The organism is Asanoa hainanensis (assembly GCF_900188485.1).
Classification (GTDB): domain Bacteria; phylum Actinomycetota; class Actinomycetes; order Mycobacteriales; family Micromonosporaceae; genus Asanoa; species Asanoa hainanensis.
Genome location: NZ_FZPH01000011.1, coordinates 287055 through 303153, shown reverse-complemented (window position 1 = coordinate 303153; position 16099 = coordinate 287055). Strand labels below are relative to the sequence as shown.

General features: G+C 73.7%; 14 protein-coding genes. 9 read left to right on the top strand and 5 right to left on the bottom strand.

Annotation, left to right across the window (positions count from 1 at the left end; translation table 11 throughout):
- The 6 genes from CHC05_RS25975 to CHC05_RS25950 form a co-directional block, all read left to right on the top strand.
- A partial coding sequence (locus CHC05_RS25975) for a transposase (protein WP_144022772.1) occupies window positions 1-348 on the top strand: 348 nt, incomplete at its 5' end.
- Window positions 349-369: 21 nt separating this feature from the next.
- Entirely contained in the window at window positions 370-1074 is a 705-nt protein-coding gene (locus CHC05_RS25970; protein WP_089253171.1) for a class I SAM-dependent methyltransferase, read from the top strand.
- A gap of 92 nt (window positions 1075-1166) precedes the next feature.
- Window positions 1167-2474 carry a cytochrome P450 gene (locus CHC05_RS25965; protein ID WP_218824681.1) on the top strand — a complete coding sequence of 436 codons (1308 nt, stop codon included), beginning with the start codon at window positions 1167-1169 and terminating at the stop codon, window positions 2472-2474.
- Complete coding sequence (locus CHC05_RS25960; RefSeq protein WP_089253169.1) at window positions 2471-3367, top strand: alpha/beta fold hydrolase; 897 nt, start codon at window positions 2471-2473, stop codon at window positions 3365-3367. Before CHC05_RS25965 ends, CHC05_RS25960 begins: the two co-directional genes overlap by 4 nt.
- A complete protein-coding gene (locus CHC05_RS25955; RefSeq protein ID WP_089253168.1) occupies window positions 3354-4175 on the top strand; it encodes an SDR family NAD(P)-dependent oxidoreductase in 822 nt (273 codons plus the stop codon). The genes CHC05_RS25960 and CHC05_RS25955 overlap by 14 nt, the downstream gene beginning before the upstream one ends.
- Window positions 4172-5215: a transposase gene (locus CHC05_RS25950; protein WP_089253167.1), complete on the top strand. Its 1044-nt coding sequence runs from the start codon at window positions 4172-4174 to the stop codon at window positions 5213-5215. Before CHC05_RS25955 ends, CHC05_RS25950 begins: the two co-directional genes overlap by 4 nt.
- A gap of 667 nt (window positions 5216-5882) precedes the next feature.
- Here the strand turns inward: CHC05_RS25950 and CHC05_RS25945 are convergent.
- The 5 genes from CHC05_RS25945 to CHC05_RS25925 form a co-directional block, all read right to left on the bottom strand.
- Window positions 5883-6500: a response regulator gene (locus CHC05_RS25945; protein ID WP_089253166.1), complete on the bottom strand. Its 618-nt coding sequence runs from the start codon at window positions 6498-6500 to the stop codon at window positions 5883-5885.
- The gene (locus tag CHC05_RS25940) at window positions 6497-7648 is read right to left on the bottom strand and encodes a sensor histidine kinase (protein ID WP_144022771.1); all 1152 of its coding nucleotides are present in this window, start codon (window positions 7646-7648) and stop codon (window positions 6497-6499) included. Before CHC05_RS25940 ends, CHC05_RS25945 begins: the two co-directional genes overlap by 4 nt.
- Entirely contained in the window at window positions 7606-8403 is a 798-nt protein-coding gene (locus CHC05_RS25935; protein WP_089253164.1) for an ABC transporter permease, read from the bottom strand. The genes CHC05_RS25940 and CHC05_RS25935 overlap by 43 nt, the downstream gene beginning before the upstream one ends.
- The gene (locus CHC05_RS25930; RefSeq protein ID WP_089253163.1) at window positions 8400-9218 is read right to left on the bottom strand and encodes an ABC transporter ATP-binding protein; all 819 of its coding nucleotides are present in this window, start codon (window positions 9216-9218) and stop codon (window positions 8400-8402) included. Before CHC05_RS25930 ends, CHC05_RS25935 begins: the two co-directional genes overlap by 4 nt.
- Window positions 9219-9375: 157 nt before the next feature.
- Window positions 9376-11199, bottom strand: coding sequence for an anthranilate synthase family protein (locus tag CHC05_RS25925; RefSeq protein ID WP_089253162.1), 1824 nt, complete (start codon window positions 11197-11199; stop codon window positions 9376-9378).
- A 207-nt stretch (window positions 11200-11406) separates the two neighbouring features.
- Between CHC05_RS25925 and CHC05_RS25920 the strand changes: the two genes are divergently transcribed.
- The 3 genes from CHC05_RS25920 to CHC05_RS25910 all read left to right on the top strand — a co-directional run bounded on the left by CHC05_RS25920 (window position 11407) and on the right by CHC05_RS25910 (window position 16088).
- The gene (locus CHC05_RS25920; RefSeq protein ID WP_089253161.1) at window positions 11407-12804 is read left to right on the top strand and encodes an FGGY family carbohydrate kinase; all 1398 of its coding nucleotides are present in this window, start codon (window positions 11407-11409) and stop codon (window positions 12802-12804) included.
- Between the two features lie 144 nt (window positions 12805-12948).
- Window positions 12949-15669, top strand: a complete 2721-nt coding sequence (locus CHC05_RS25915) for a sensor histidine kinase (protein ID WP_179266372.1) — start codon at window positions 12949-12951, stop codon at window positions 15667-15669.
- Window positions 15666-16088: a roadblock/LC7 domain-containing protein gene (locus CHC05_RS25910; RefSeq protein ID WP_089253159.1), complete on the top strand. Its 423-nt coding sequence runs from the start codon at window positions 15666-15668 to the stop codon at window positions 16086-16088. Before CHC05_RS25915 ends, CHC05_RS25910 begins: the two co-directional genes overlap by 4 nt.
- The last annotated feature ends 11 nt before the right edge of the window (window positions 16089-16099 follow it).

Sequence of the window (16099 nt, the reverse complement as noted above, 5' to 3'; positions counted from 1 at the left end):
CTCGACAGCCTGCGTGCGGTCCGGCAGCCGCTCGGACGGCCCCGCCGGTGGCCCGGCAAGCTCCACGGCGACAAGGGTTACGACTACCGGTCCTGCCGCGAGGCAGTCCGGCGGCGCGGCATGATCGCCCGGATCGCGCGTAAAGGCATCGAATCGGCCACTCACCTCGGCCGGCACCGCTACGTCATCGAACGCTGCCTGGAATGGGTCAGCCGGTTCCGTCGCCTGGCCCGCCGCTACGAGCGCAAGGCTTCCCACTACACCGGATTCCTCTCCCTGGCCTGCGCCTTGATCTGCTACCGCCGAGCCGTCCGCCTCAACCTACTGACCAGAAACAACCCCAAATGAGACGTGGTCTAAGCTCGTCGGATGACCGGGCTCCTGGACGACGAGACGCTGTCCCGATCGGCCGTGGTGGCCAACGTCGCGATGAACCGGGAGCGCCAGCTCGCCGGCCCCAACAGCTACACGCGTGACCTGGGCTTCAACCCGCTCGACCGCCTCCTGGCCGCCCTGACGAAGAACCCGACCGTCGCCTGGCTCGACCTCTGCTGCGGTCAGGGCCGCGCCCTGCTCCAGGCCGGCGCCGAGGTAACCGCGAAAAGCCTCACCGACCGGGTCGACCTGGTCGGCGTCGACCTGGTCGACTACTTCGACCCCGGCCACCCTGCGGTCACCCTGGTCTGCGCCTCGGCGACCACCTGGCAGCCGGACCGCCGCTTCGACCTGATCACCGTCGTGCACGGCCTGCACTACGTGGGCGACAAGCTAGGAGTGCTGGCCCGCGCCGCGAGCTGGCTCACCGACACCGGCCGGCTCGTGGCCGACCTGGACCTGGCGAGCATCCGAGGCGAGAACGGCAAGCCCCTTCCGCTGGCCAGAGAGCTCCGCGAGCACGGGTTCGCCTACGACAGCCGGCGCCATCGGATCACCCTCGACGGCCACCGCGAGGTGACCTTCCGGTACGCCTACCGCGGCGCCGACGACCGGGCCGGGCCCAACTACACCGGGCAGCCTGCGGTGCATTCGTTCTACGAGCGGTTGTCTCCAAACCCCAGCACATTGGAGACATAGACCAACCCTTGTGCCTCCCAAGAGCGCGGGGCTACCGTGCTCGTGTCGGGTACGCGGCGGTACTCCCCAGAGGAGGACGTATGGACCCACCCGTGGTTCGGTTTCCCAAAGTGGGGCAGGCAGCCGGAATGGTGCTGGTCCGCCGGCGGTTTCTGCTGTCCCTGCGCGATCGCTACGGCCCGACCTTCGTGCTCGAGGTGCCGCCGTTCGGCAAGACGCTGGTGATCAGCGACCCGACCAGGCTCAAGCAGCTGTTCACCGCCAGCCCCGAGATCGCCGGCACGCCGCAGCCCAACCTCAGCCGCATGCTGGGCAGCGGCTCGATCTTCGGGCTCGACGGCGAGCCGCATCGGCAAAGGCGCAAGCTGCTCGTGCCGCCGTTCCACGGCAAGCGCATGCAGGCGTACGCCGGTCTGATCGAGGAGGAGTTCCGCAAGGAGGCCGACACCTGGCCGCTGGGGCGGGAGTTCGCCACGCTGACCCCGTTCATGCGGATCACCCTCAACGTGATCCTGCGGGCCGTCTTCGGCGCCGGCGGCGCGGAGTTCGAGGAGCTCCGCGAGAAGCTGCCGCTCTTCGTCACGTACGGGTCGCGGATGGCCGTCGTCCCGTTCAAGGAGCGCTCGATCGGCCCGTGGAACCCGTGGCGCAAGCTGCGGGAACACCGCGCCGCGTACGACGCCATCGTGCAGCGCCTCATCGACCGTGCGAGGAGCGAGCCCGGCGACGACATCCTCTCGATGATGCTGCAGAGCCGCTACGAGGACGGCGCGCCGATGTCCGACGCGCACGTCCGCGACGAGCTGCTGACCCTGCTCGCCGCCGGGCACGAGACGACCGCGACCACCCTGGCCTGGGCCGTGGAACGGCTCACCCGCCACCCGGCCGCCCTGCACGCGCTCGTCGACGACCTCGACCAGGGCGGAACAGACCTGCTCGCCGCGACCATCCTGGAGATCCAGCGGAGCCGGCCGGTGGTGCTCAACACCGCCCGTAAGGTGCTGGCGGACGGCCTGACCATCGACGGGTTCAACGTGCCGAAGGGCTGGACCGTGCTCGCCGGCATCGACCTCGTGCAGAACGATCCCGAGGCGTTCCCGCACCCGGAACGGTTCGACCCGAACCGGTTCGTCGGCGTCAAACCCGCCACGTACGCGTGGATCCCGTTCGGCGGCGGCACCCGGCGCTGCGTCGGCGCCGCCTTCGCCAACCTGGAGATGACCGTGGTCCTGCGCGCGCTGCTGCGCGACTTCGAGCTGCGCACGACGTACGCGCCGGGGGAGCGGTGGCATTCCCGCGGCGTCGCCTACGCCCCGCACCAGGGCGGCCGAGTCGTCCTGCACCGGCGCGACAAGCGACAGGAGCCAGCAGAAGGAGCCCGGATGGAGGTACGCGCGTGACCGAGGAACGTTTCGCGGACGTCGGGCGCGGGATCAGCCTGTGCTACACGGAGACGGGCGACCCCGCCGGCCCACCGCTGGTCCTCGTCGCCGGCCTCGGCATGCAGTTGCTCTCGTGGCCCCCGGGCTTCCGGGACCTGCTGGCCGAGCGGGGCTATCGGGTGATCGCGTTCGACAACCGCGACGTCGGCAAGTCGACGCACGCCGACTACAAGCCGCCGCCGATCACCAAGGTCGTCCGTGGCCGCATCCCGGCGGACGCGTACCACCTCGGCGACCTGGCCCGCGACACCGCCGGGCTGCTCGACGCGCTCGACCTGCCCAGCGCCCACCTGGTCGGCGCCTCGATGGGCGGGATGATCGCGCAGACGGTGGCGGTGCACTTCCCGTCCCGGGTACGCACGCTGACCTCGATCATGTCGACCACCGGCGCGCGCAAGGTGGGCCGCCCGGCTTGGTCCACGTGGCGGCTGCTGGCGGGCCGCCCACCGCGGACCCGCGACGAGGCCGTCGCCCGGGCCGTGCGGATCTTCCGGCACATCGGCTCGCACGGCTTCCCCTTCGACGAGGCCGCCGTCGGCGCGCGGGCGGGGGAGGCCTGGGACCGTGACCGGTCGTCGGCCGGCGTGGGCCGGCAGCTAGCCGCTATCTACGCCTCCGGTGACCGGACCAGCGAGCTGCGCGAGGTCACGGTGCCGACGCTGGTCGTGCACGGCGACCGCGACCGGATGGTGCACCCGAGCGGCGGCCGCGTCACCCACGAGACGATCCCGGGCTCGCGGCTCGTCGTGATCCCCGGCCTCGGGCACGACCTCCCGGCCGGCGCCTGGCCCCGGCTGACCGAGCTGATCGCCGGGCACGCACAGGACAGGCCCGCCGATGTCCCGGCCTGACCCGCTGAGCGGGCGCACGGTCGTCGTCACCGGCGCGGCGTCCGGGATCGGCCGGGCGTTGGCGCGGCGGCTGTCGGCGGCGGGCTGTCCGGTGGCGATGGCCGACGTGGACGAGCACGGCCTCAAGGAGACCGCGGCCGACCTGACGGGGCCCGTGCTGCGCCACGTGCTCGACGTCCGCGACGCGGCCGCCGTGACAGAGTTCGCCGCCGAGGTGAAGAAGTGGGCCCCGGCGGACCTCGGCGCGGTGTTCAACAACGCGGGTGTCGCGATCGGCTCGTCGGTGCTCGGCGCCGTGCCGGCCGACGACGACTGGCTGCACGACATCAACTTCCGGGGAGTGGTCAACGGCGTCCGGGCGTTCCTGCCGGCGCTCGTCGCCCAGGACTCGGGCACGATCGTCAACACCTCCAGCGTGTACGGGCTGATCGGCGTCCCGTACCAGAGCGCGTACTGCGCCGCGAAGTTCGCCGTGCGCGGCTTCACCGAGGCGCTCCGGCAGGAGCTGCGCGGCACCGGGGTGCGGGCGGCGACCGTACACCCGGGTGGGGTGAAGACGAACATCGCGCGTAACGCCCGGTTCCGGTCGGACCCCGAGGGCCGCGGGCGCACGCACGAGCAGATCGCGGCCGAGTTCGACGCGATCGCCCGGACCACGCCCGAGCGGGCCGCCGCGATCATCCACAAGGGAGTCGACCGGGGCAAGGCGCGCATCCTGGTCGGCCCGGACGCCTACGTGGTCGACGCGCTGGCCCGGCTGGCGCCGACCCGCTACTTCGACATCGTCGCCGCACTGCGCCGGCGGTGACCGACGACCCGGTCCGGGAGCGGTTGCTCAAGGGGCTGCACCGGGCGATCGAGGAGCGCGGCTACCGGGAGACGACGATCGCCGACATCGTGCGGCACGCGCGGGCCTCCCGGAGCACGTTCTACCAGGTGTACGCGACGAAGGACGAAAGCCTGCTGGCCCTGATGGAGGCGGCCAACGGCGCGCTGATGCGGCGGATCGTCGCCGCCGTGGACCCGACGGCGCCGTGGCCGGCGCAGACGCGGCAGGCGGTGCTGGCCTACATCACGCACGTCACGGCCAGCCCGGAGCTGTCGCTGTGCTGGATCCGCGAGTTCCCGTCGCTCGGCCCGGTCGCCGGTCGGGTCCGGCGCGACTCGATGAACGCCCTCGCCGACCTGGTGCAGCGGCTCACCGGCCACGAGCCGTTCCGCCGCGCGGGCATCGCGCCGGTCTCCCGCGAGCTCGCCCTGGTCATCCTGGGCGGCCTGCGCGAGCTGACCGCCACGGTCCTGGAGGAGGGCGGCGACGTCCGGGACGTGGCGGAGACGGGTATCGCCGCCGCGGTGGCCCTGCTCGGCGCGGCGGCCGGCCAGACCCCGTTGCCGACCCCAACGGCCACCCCTGGGCTCCTGCTCACCGACGACCAGTGGGCCCGGATCCGCCCGTTGCTGCCGCCGGCCCGGTCCGCCGTCGGCCGCCCGCCGGCACCGCAGCGGCAGGTCGTGGAGGCGATCCTCTACCGCGACCGGGCCGGCATCGCGTGGCGCGACCTGCCACCCCGGTTCGGCGCGTGGCAGACCGCCTGGAAACGGCACCGCCGCTGGGCGGACGACGGCACCTGGGACCGGGTCCTACGCCGGCTCCAGGAAACCGCGCAGCCGGACCACGCCGACCCCGTAGCGGGCGTCGAACTCCTCCCGGCGGGCGTCGGTGGCGACGTAGACCTCGACGGCGACCTGGTTCGTCAGGATGTCCGCGCCGGCGCTCAGGATGCCCGGCTCACCCGAAAGCTCGGCGGCGATGCGGTTGAGCTCGGCGGTCGACCGCGCCGCCCGTGACACGCAGAGGGCTCCACCCCAGACCGCGCGCAACCGGGCCTCGTGCCCGGCCAGGTCGCGGGTGAAGCGGGCGTTGAGCACCAGCTTGCGCGGGTCGTTCTCACCCCCGTTCTGGTCTATCCAGACGCCGGCCGCGTCGGGTGCCGCGTCGGCCAGCAGGACCGCCTCCTGGTAAGCGTCCGCCGTGGCCTTCGCCTCGTCGACGACCCGCCAACCACCCGGCGGCGGGGGACACGGGGTGGTGAAGTCGGGCTCGGGACCGGGCCGTTGGACAGTCGGCGGCTGCGGCGGCTCGACCAGCGTGAGGCGCTCGCCGTCGAAGGTGGCCACGATCTCGAACGTGCCCCAGCGGACGCCGGCGCGGTCGTCGTGTTCGAGGCCGTCCCAGGACCAGCCGACGATGTCGAGCCCCTCGCACTGCGGTGGGAAAGACTCCCGGGCACCTCGGCACAGCTGCGGGCCGTGCTCGGCGTTCTCCAGCACCATCCCGCTGACGCGGTAGCGGCCCGGATAGGCGGGCCCGTCGTCCGGCTCCGGCTCGACCGGGTCGAAGGCGGGTTCGGCGCAGCCGGCCAGGGGAGTGATGAACAGGCCGGTCAGCAGGATCAGTGCGAGCAGGCGTGGCTTCACACCTACTGCGACGTGCCCGCGACCGTGCCGGTTCCGATCAGAGCAACCCGGCGGCCATCGCGGTGGTGACGGCGGCCGTGCGGTCGTTGACGCCCAGCTTGGCGAAGGCCCGCAGCAGGTGGGTCTTCACCGTCGCCTCGCTGATGTGCAGCGAGCGGGCGATCTCGCCGTTGGACAGGCCGCGGGCGACCAGCCCGAGCACCTCGACCTCCCGCGCCGACAGGCTCTCAGCGCGCGGGTGGCGCACCCGGTGCAGCAGGCGGGTGGCCACCGACGGGCTCAGCACCGTCTCGCCCCGGGCCGCCGACCGCACCGCCGCCACCAGGTCGGTGCGGGAGGCGTCCTTCAACAGGTAGCCGGCCGCACCGGCCTCGACCGCGCGCAGGATGTCGGCGTCGGTCTCGTACGTGGTGAGCACGACGACCCGCGTCGCGGGCAGCGCGGCCAGCACCTGGGCGGTCGCGCCGACCCCGTCGAGGCCCGGCAGGCGCAGGTCCATCAGCACCACCGACGGCCGCAGGGCCCGGACCGCCGTCACCGCCTCCTCGCCGGACGCGGCCTCGCCGACCACCGAGACGTCCGGCTCGCCGGCCAGCAGGCCACGGACGCCGGCCCGCACCACCGGATGGTCGTCGACCAGCAACACCGTGATCACGCCGGCACCTCCACCCGCACCGTGGTCGCGCCGCCCGGCGCCGAGTCGACCGTCAACGAGCCGCCCACCTGGGCGACCCGGGCCCGCATGCCGGACAGACCGTAGCCGGAGGGCCCGACGGCGGCGGGATCGAAGCCCGGCCCCGCATCGCACACCGTCAACGTCACCGCCGCCGGACCGTACTCCAACGACACCGCGGCCGGACCGACGGCGTGCTTGCCCACGTTGGTCAGCGCCTCCTGCGCGGCCCGCAGCAGCACCACGTCCACCCCCGTCGACAGTGGACGGACATCGCCGCGGACCGCGACCGACGGCGCGAGGCGGCGGATCGCGTCCACGAGCGAGCGGCCGTCGAGCAGGGCCGGCGTCAGCGCACCCACCAGCGCGCGGGCCTCGCCGAGGTTGTCGCGGGCGGTGTCCAGCGCGAGCGCCAGGTGCCCGTCGGCCCGCACCGGGTCCGGCTCGGCCCGCGCGGCCTGGATCAGCATCACCACGCTGGACAACCCCTGCGCGATCGTGTCGTGGATGTCGCCGGCCAGCCGCTGGCGCTCGGCCAGCGTGCTCAGCCGACCGACCTCCGCCCGGGAGGCCGCCAGCTCGCGGACCAGCGCGGCCCGATCCTCGCTCTGGGCGAGGATCCGCTGCGACCAGATGCCGAAGATCGAGGTCAGCACGACGATCATCACGGCGGTCGGCAGCAGCTCGGCGATCAGGCCCCAGTCGCGCTCCGCGAACCAGAGCACCACCACGTGCACGCCGGTGAACGCGGTCGCGGCGGCCACGCCAGGCTTGGCACCTAGGCACATGAAGCACTGTGGACAGAGGGCGAACAGGGCGAACGAGGCGCTGCCGACCAGGACGACCGCCCCGGCGTACAGCACGAACGCACCGGCGAGATAGGCCACGCCGACCCAGCCGTAGTCCTCGTCGCGCATGAAGCGGCGGCCGACCAGCGTGTAGAGGACCGCGATCCCGCCCAGCAGGCCGACAGCACCCCAGCCGCGCGTGGCCGAGTCGGCGGTCTGCAGCACGAACACCGAGACACCGACCCCGACCACCGCGAAGTACGCGTCGTACCAGTGGAACCGGGCCGCCCACGCCGACGTCAGCTCGTCTGCCGGCCGCGCCAGCGGAACGTGGTCAGACATAACACCAGTCCTCCGATGCACCAGGCGGTGAGCACGAGAGCGGTGCGCCCATGCTCCCATGACCGCACGACCTCGTACGGGAGCACGCTGTCCGGCAGGAACACCGACCGGAAGCCCTGCGCCATCCACTTGAGTGGGAACACCGAGCCGATCCGGATCACCCAGTCCGGCAGCGCGCCGACCGGGGTGTAGTAGATGCCCGAGAAGAACGCGAGGACGACGTACGGCAGGTTCATCACGGCCGCCGCACTGCGGGCTGACCGGGCCAACGCGCTCGCGGCGACCCCGAGCAGGCTGCACGCCACCACGCCGAGCGTGAAGACCCAGCCGAACGTGAGCCAGCGGGACGGGTCCGACGGCACCGGCAGGTCGAAGAGCAGCACGCCGATCAGCAACAGCGCCAGCACCTCGGCCGCCGTCACGACGGCGACCAGCAGGATCTTGCCGATCACGTACGACAGCGGCGGCGTCGGCAACCCGCGCAGTCGCTTGAGCGTCCCGTCGTCCCGATCGGTGGCGATGCCGACGCCGAGGTTGACGAAGGTGGCCGAGGCGACCCCGGCCGCGATCATCGACGGGACGAGGTACTGGGCGGAGGTCACCGGGCTGCCGGGGTAGACCCCGCTGAACAGCGAGCCGAGCAGCGTGAGCAGCACGACCGGCAGGGCGAAGGTGAACACGACGGCGTCGCGCTCCCGCCAGAACTGCCGTAGCTCGATGCCCGCGCGCGCCGAGCCGAGACCGAGGGTGGTCATCGGGAGCCTCCGATCAGGTCGAGGTAGACGTCCTCCAGGGACGGGCGGGTGACCGACAGGCCCGGCACCTGGCCGCCGTACGCGGCGCTGAGCCGGGCCACCACGGCGGCGGGGTCGGCGGTCTGCTCGCGGCCGTCCCGCCACACGACGGTGGCGACCTGCCGGGCGCCGAGCGAGTCCGGCGTGCCCTCCGCGACCACCCGTCCGTCGGCGATCACCGTGACCCGGTCGGCCAGCGCCTCCGCCTCCTCGAGGTAGTGGGTGGTGAGCAGCACGGTGGTGTCGAGGCCGCGCACGGTCGACCAGAACTGCCGCCGGGCGACCGGGTCGAACCCGGTGGTCGGCTCGTCGAGGAAGAGCAGCCGGGGCCGCCCGACGATGCCGAGACCGACGTCGAGCCGCCGTCGCTGGCCGCCGGAGAGCTTGCGGATCCGGCTGTCCCGCTTGTCCGCGAGCCCGACCAGCGCGAGCGTCTCGTCGAGCCCGCGCGGCCGCGGGAAGTAGCGGGCCACGTGCCCGATCAGCTCGGCCACGGTGAGCTCGGCACCGTCGGCCGTGGACTGGAGCACGATCCCGATCTCGCGCCGCCAGGCGACGCCGGCCTCGGCCGGGTCCACGCCGAGCACCGAGACGTCGCCGCCGTCGCGCGGCCGATGCCCCTCCAGGATCTCCACCGTGCTGGTCTTGCCGGCGCCGTTGGGCCCGAGCAACGCCCGCACCTCGCCGTGCGCGATGGTCAGGTCGAGCCCGTCCACCGCCACCGTGTCGCGATAGGACTTCCGCAGCCCTCGCACGCGTACCGCGTCGTCTGTCATGCCTTCGATGGTTCGCCGCCGCGGGACCCGCGCGGGACGACCGGGGGACGGAACCACGGTGTCGGTCGACCGGTGGACACGCCGGTGGGCCGGGCAGGGGCTCTCGGACCTGCCCGACCCACCAGCTTGGGAGAAGCCGTACCCCGGAATGTCGCGACTATGCCGACGGGACCGGGGCGAGCACGTGCAGCAGCAGATCGGTCAGGGCCGTCAGCCCGTCCTCGCTGAGCACCGACTCGGGGTGGAACTGCACGCCGGCGAAGGTCGGTCCGCGCAGTGCGGGCACGGTGCCGTCGGCGGCCCGGGCCAGCTCGACCAGGCCATAGGAGGTCACCAGGGAGTCGGCCGGCGCGGTCGGGGTGAAGGTCGAGTAGAAGCCGACCCGGCGCGGGGTGCCGAACAGGTCGACCACCTGCTGGACGCCCTGGTACGGGGCCTGCCGCCGGTGCATGCCCAGCCCCAGCAGCGACGACAGGATCTGGTGGCCGAGGCAGACACCGAGCAGCGGGCGGCCGTCGACCAGCCGCGCGATGACCACGGCGCGCATCGCGGCCATCTTCGGCGACGCCGGGTCGGTGGGGTCGCCGGGGCCGGGTCCGGCGATCACCAGGTCGGCGTCGCCCCAGGCGGGCGCGGTCCACGGCACCACGTCGACGTGTACGCCGAGGGCGCGGAGCTGGTGCGCGAGCATGCCGGTGAAGGTGTCCTCGGCGTCGACCACGACCACCCGCCGCCCGGCCAGCGCCGGCACCACCAGCGCCCGCGGGTCCGGGCGCTCGTCGAGCCAGAACCGCGCCAGGTGTGTGTTGCGGGCGGCCAGCAGCGTCTGCACCTCGGGGTCGGCCGCCCGGGAAACCGGCGCGCCTTTTACCGAGCGCGGCGGCACGAGGCCGAGCGCCGCGAGGATCCCGGCCGCCTTCGCGTGCGTCTCGGCCACCTCGCCCGCGGTGGTCGAGTGCCGGACCAGCGTGGCACCCACGGGCACGCGCAGGTCGCCCTCGGCGGTGAGCTCGGCCGAGCGGATCAGGATCGGCGCGTCCAGCGTCTGCCGACCCTGCGCGTCGTGTCCGAGCAGCGCCAGCACCCCGGCGTAGTAGCGCCGGCCCCGCCGCTCGTGCCGGGCGATCACCCGGCAGGCGTTCTCGATCGGGCTGCCGGTCACCGTCGGCGCGAACATCGTCTCCCGCAGCACGTCCCGCACGTCCCGGGTGCACCGCCCGGCCAGCAGGTATTCCGTGTGGGTGAGGTGCGCCATCTCCTTGAGCGACGGCCCGACCACCTGGCCGCCGGTCTCGGCGACCGTGGCCATCATCTTCAGCTCCTCGTCGAGCACCATGTAGAGCTCGTCGATCTCCTTCGGGTCGGCGAGGAACTCCAGCAGGTCGACGCCGGAGCCGTGCCGGTGGGTGCCCGAGATCGGGTTCATCATGACGAGGCCGTCCTCGACCGAGACGTGCCGTTCCGGCGAGGCGCCGACGATCACCCGGGTGCCGGTGTGCACGAGGAAGGTCCAGTACGCGCCCCGCTCGTCGAGCAGCAGCCGGCGGTACGCGGCCAGCCCCGCCGCCACCGGCGAGCCCTCGACCCGGGCGGTGAAGGCGCGGTGGATGACGAAGTTCGCGCCCTCGCCCCGGCCGATCTCGTCGGCCAGCACCTGGGACACCGTGGCCGCGTAGTCCTCGTCGGAGACGTCGAAGCCGGTCGGCCCGGCGGTCCGGACCGGGGCGTCGGGCAGCGCCGCGAGGAGGTCCGCGAGCGGCACCAGGTCATGGGTCTCGATCGACAGGCATTCCAGGGGTACGCCGTCGTCGACGGCGTCGAAGCCGCGCTCGGCGATCTGGCGGTAGGGGACGACGGCGAGCGACGGGATCGGGAGCTCGGCGAGCGTGCTGAGCGTCCGGACCGGTCCGGCGTACACGTTGACGTGGTCGGCGCCCTCCCGGCGGACCAGGGCGAACGGGCGGTGCTGATCGATCTGCATGGCGGCTTCCTCAGGGCTCGGGCGGGTGCCGTCGAGCGGGAAACCGGCAAGCGGGCCGCCTCGAGGGCGGCCGCGTCGGATGGTTACGCGCGGAAGTGGGCCGCCGGGTCGGCGGGCCACCACATGCTCAATCGCGCGTGCACGGTCGCCAAGGTACCGGCTGCGTGCCCGATTCGGAAGGGAACGCGCGGGGTACCGTGGCGGGCGATGAACGTTCTCGCCCTTGACCTGGGCACCTCGTCGGTGCGCGCGATGGTCTTCGACGACCGGGTGCGGGCCCACCCCGGCGCGCTGGCCCGGCGCGGCTTCGACCTGTCGATCGCCGCCGACGACAGCGGCACCGCGACGCTGGACGCCGACGAATACCTGGCGGCCCTGTGCGCCTGCCTCGACGAGCTGGCCGAGGCCGGGCACCTCGACGAGATCGGGCTGGTCGCGGCGTCCGCGCAGTGGCACTCGGTGCTCCCGCTCGACGGCGCCGGCCGCCCGCTCGGCCCCGTGGTCACCTGGCTCGACACCCGCCCCACCCCGCCCGAGGGCGCCACCGGCCCGCTCGACCCGGAGGCCTTCCACCAGCGCACGGGCGCGTGGTGGCACCGCTTCTACTGGACCGTCAAGCTGCCCTGGCTGCGCGACCTGGGGCTGGCGCCGGCCCGTTACACGGGGTTGGTGGAGTACATCCTGGCCGACCTGCTCGGCGAGGCGCCGATGTCGGTGTCGCAGGCGTCCGGCACCGGGATGCTCGACCTGGCGGCCATGGAGTGGGACCCGGAGGCGCTGGAGATCGCCGGCGTCGGCACCGGGCAGGTACCGACCCTCGCGCCGCTCGGCTGGCACGGCCGGCTCCGGCCCGAGTACGCCCGTCGCTGGCCCCAGCTCGCCGACGCGCGCTGGTCGCCGGCCGTCGGCGACGGTGCCGCGTCCAACATCGGCTCGGGCTGCGTCGACGAGACCCGGGCCGCCGTCACCGTGGGCACCTCCGCGGCCGTGCGGCTGGTCCAGCAGGCGCCGCGCGGCGTGACCCTGCCGCCGCTGCCGCACCGCCTCTGGCGCTACCGGGTCGACGACCACCGCGTCGTGACCGGCGCCGCGTACTCGGCGGGCGGCAACCTGTTCGCCTGGGCCCGGCGCGAGCTCCGCCTCCCGGAGGGCGACGCGCTGGAGGAGACGCTCGCGGGCATCGCGCCCTTCTCGGGCGCGCTGGCGGACCCGCGGCTGGGCGGCGACCGGCCGCCGGGCACCGCGCCGGCCGGCTCCGGCGAGCTGCGCCGCATCGGCTTCGGCACGACCGCCACCGAGATGTTCGCCGGGCTGATGGCCGGCGTCTGCACGATGGTGGTCGCCGACCTGGAGGTCCTGGAGTCCACCGTCGACCATCGGGTCGCGGTCACCCTCGGCGGTGGCGCGATCGCCGCCTCACCCTGGTGGCGACGGGCGTTCGAGCTGGCCCTCACCCCGCGCGAGGTGGCGCACGTCGACGATCCCGAGGTGGGTTGCAGCGGAGCGGCCCTGGTCGCGCTCGGACGGGCGGACCAACCCACCCGGGTGACTCGACCCCTTGGTGATCTCTCTGCGAGGATGATCCAACCGGACGGACGAGTTTGAGCCGCCGGACGGGCGGCTCGCCCCTCCACCTCGCGTTCATGGTGGCCACACTGGGCGGTTGCCCCCGTGCGCGCCGCCGCGCCGCCTGGTTGGATGAACGGGTTTCCCGGTGTGGCCGGCGCTGGGGCGACGAGGAGGACACTGGTGGCAGGAGCGACCGGGCAGCCGACAGGCGCCGTGCCGCACCATCGCCGGCAGGGTGCCGAGACGAGACTCGCTACGCATCGGCCGTACTCCCGTTATCGCCTGCGCGACTGGCGCATCGCCACCAAGCTGACGGCCGTCCTGATCGTCCCGACCGTGGCCTTCCTGCTGCTCGCCGGCTTCCAGGCGCGCACCCTGTTCACCCAGGCCAACACGCTCGGCCAGTTCTCCGCCGAGGCGGGCGTCGCCGACGAGATCGCCGCGCTGATGGACGCCCTGCAGCAGGAGCGCGACCGCACCGCCGGTGAGCTGGCCGCGCCGCTCGACCCGGGCGGGCGGCCCGACCCCGGCCGGCTGAGCAACGTGCTGCGCCCCTACGAGACCGCGGTCGACACGGCGGCGACCAGGTTCCGCGCGGCGGCGGATCCGGCGCTCGGCGGCGACGTCTCCTGGCAGGTCGCCTACGGCCGCACGATCGAGCTGATCGACCAGCTCCCGACCCTGCGCACCGCGGCGGGCGGCAGTGCGACACCGCAGACCGTCTTCGACACGTACACGCGGCTGATCGACGCGTTGGTGGCCCTGTTGGCCGAACCCTCGCCGGGCGCGCAGCATCCGGAGCTGTCCCAGGCGGTGCTCCGCTCGGTGCAGATCGCCCGGGTCAAGGAGCTGGCCTCGCGGGCCCGGGCCCGGATCTTCGCCGCGTCGATGGCCGGCGGGTACGGCCCCGACGACCTGGTCACCCTCTCCGACCTGCGCGCGCAGCAGCTCGCCGCGCTGGCCGACTTCCGGCTGACCGCGACACCCGCCCAGGTCACCATGTACGACGACACGTCGGCGCTGCAGGACTTCGTCGAGGCGACCCGGCTGGAGGAGCAGACCATCGGCACCGCCCGGGCGCCGCGGGTGCTGCCCGCCGAGGCGTGGTGGGCGGCCAGCCAGAACCGCGCCGCCAAGCTGCGCACCGTGGAGGAGCGGGTCAACGCCGACGCCGCCGAGGCGGCCGGCGACAGCAGCACCGCTCAGCTGCGCGACAGCCTCCTGGTCGCCGGCGGCATCCTGCTCGTCCTGGTGATCGCGGTGCTCGCCTCGATCGTGGTCGGTCGCTCGATCGGCCGCTCGCTGCGCACCCTGCGGACCCACGCGCTGCAGATCGCCCAGGTGCAGCTGCCCGACGCGCTGGACCGCCTGCGCACGATGGGTGGCTCGGTGCCGCGGATCGAGGTCTGGCCGAACCCGATCCAGTCACGGGACGAGATCGGTGAGATGGCCGAGGCCTTCATGGCCGTGCACCACAGCGCGATCGCGGTCGGCGTCGAGCAGGCCACCATGCGCCGCACGGTCAACGCGATGTTCGTCAACCTGGCCCGCCGCAGCCAGGTGCTGGTCGAGCGCCAGCTGGAGCTCCTCGACGAGCTGGAGCGTGAGGAGAGCGACCCGGAGCAGCTCGAGAACCTGTTCAAGCTGGACCACCTGGCCGCCCGCATGCGCCGCAACGACGACAGCCTGCTCGTGCTGGCCGGCATCGAGTCGACGCGCCGCTGGAGCGACCCCGTCGCGCTGCCGGCCGTCGTGCTGGCCGCGGTGGCCGGGATCGAGTCGTACCCCCGGGTCCGGCACGAGGGGATCGACCCGGTCCACGTGATTGGCCACGTCGTCGGCGACCTGGTGCACCTGCTCGCCGAACTGCTGGAGAACGCCACCGTGTTCTCGCCGCCGACGACGACCGTGCACGTGTACGCGCAGGGCGGCTCGCGCGTCGGCACGGTCGTCGAGATCGTCGACGACGGCCTGGGCATGTCCCCGGCGGCGCTGGCGGAGGCCAACGCGACGCTGGCCGCGCCACCGACCGCCGACGTCGCCGCGTCCGAGCGGATGGGCCTGTTCGTGGTCAGCCACCTGGCGGCCCGGCACGGCGTCCGGGTCGAGCTGCGGGCCGGCCGGCGCGGTGGGGTGATCGCCGTCGTGCGGCTGCCGGCCGAGCTCCTCGTGCACGACCAGGCCGAGCTGCCCTACCGGCCGGCGCGTCCGATGCTGGCCGCGGTGGCCGCGGTCTCCGGCGCGCACGCGTCGCTCCAACCGGCACCGTCGGCCGGTGGGCCGGCGGCGGGTGGGCCGGCTCCGGCGCTGACCTTGTCGACACCGGGCCGCGGGGTGCCGGCGGTGCCGGGGGGACCGATCCCGCTTCCGATCGAGAACACCCCCGCCCGCAACGGCTATCCGGAGGCACCGACCGTGCCCGCGCCCGCCTTCTCCGTGCCGACGGTTCAGCTGCCTGCCGTCGCCGCACCTGCCGTCCCGGTGTCCGGCGTCCCCGCGCCTGCCGTGCCGGCCCCGGCGGCGCCCGTGGTGCCCGCCCCCGTCGTTCCGGTGCCGGAGCCGGCGGCTCGCCCGAGCGGCTCCGACGCGGGCGTCTCCTGGTTCTCCCGCAGCAGCTCGCCGCCCGTACCGCGCGCCCAGCCCGCCGTGCCGGCCGCCGCGCCCGCCGCGCCGACGACCGGGGGAGTGGGCCCGACCGGCCTGCCCCTGCGGGTGCCGATGGCCCAGCTCCCGGGCGGCAACGGCGCCGCACCGGTCCCCGCGCCGCGCGGCGAGGCCGACCCCGAAGCGGTGGGCAGCCTGCTCAACCAGTTCTACGGCGGTGTGCGGCGCGCCGAGTCCGAGGACCCGAACGATCCGACGAGCGCGCCGGCCCGGCGCGGAGAACAGGAGCAACGATGACGACGCTCAGCCGCGAGGCGCGCGACCTGAGCTGGCTGGTCAGCGGTTTCGCCCAGCGGGTCCCGGGCGTCTCGCACGCCATCGTGGTGTCCTCGGACGGCCTGCTCATCGCGGTCTCCGACCACCTGCCGCGCGAGCACGCCGACAAGCTGGCCGCCGTCACCTCCGGCGTCATGAGCATCACCAGCGGCGCCGCCCAGATGTTCGACAACGACTACGTCAAGCAGACGGTCGTCGAGATGGGCCGCGGCTACTTCCTGGTGATGCACATCCGTGACGGCTCGATCCTGGCGACGCTGGCCGGCGCGGAAGCCGACATCGGCGTGGTCGGCTACGAGATGGCCCGGCTGGCCAAGCAGGCCGGCGAGATGCTGACGCCGGCCTTGCGCGAGGAGCTCCAGCAGGCACTGCCGCGATAGCGGCTCAGCCA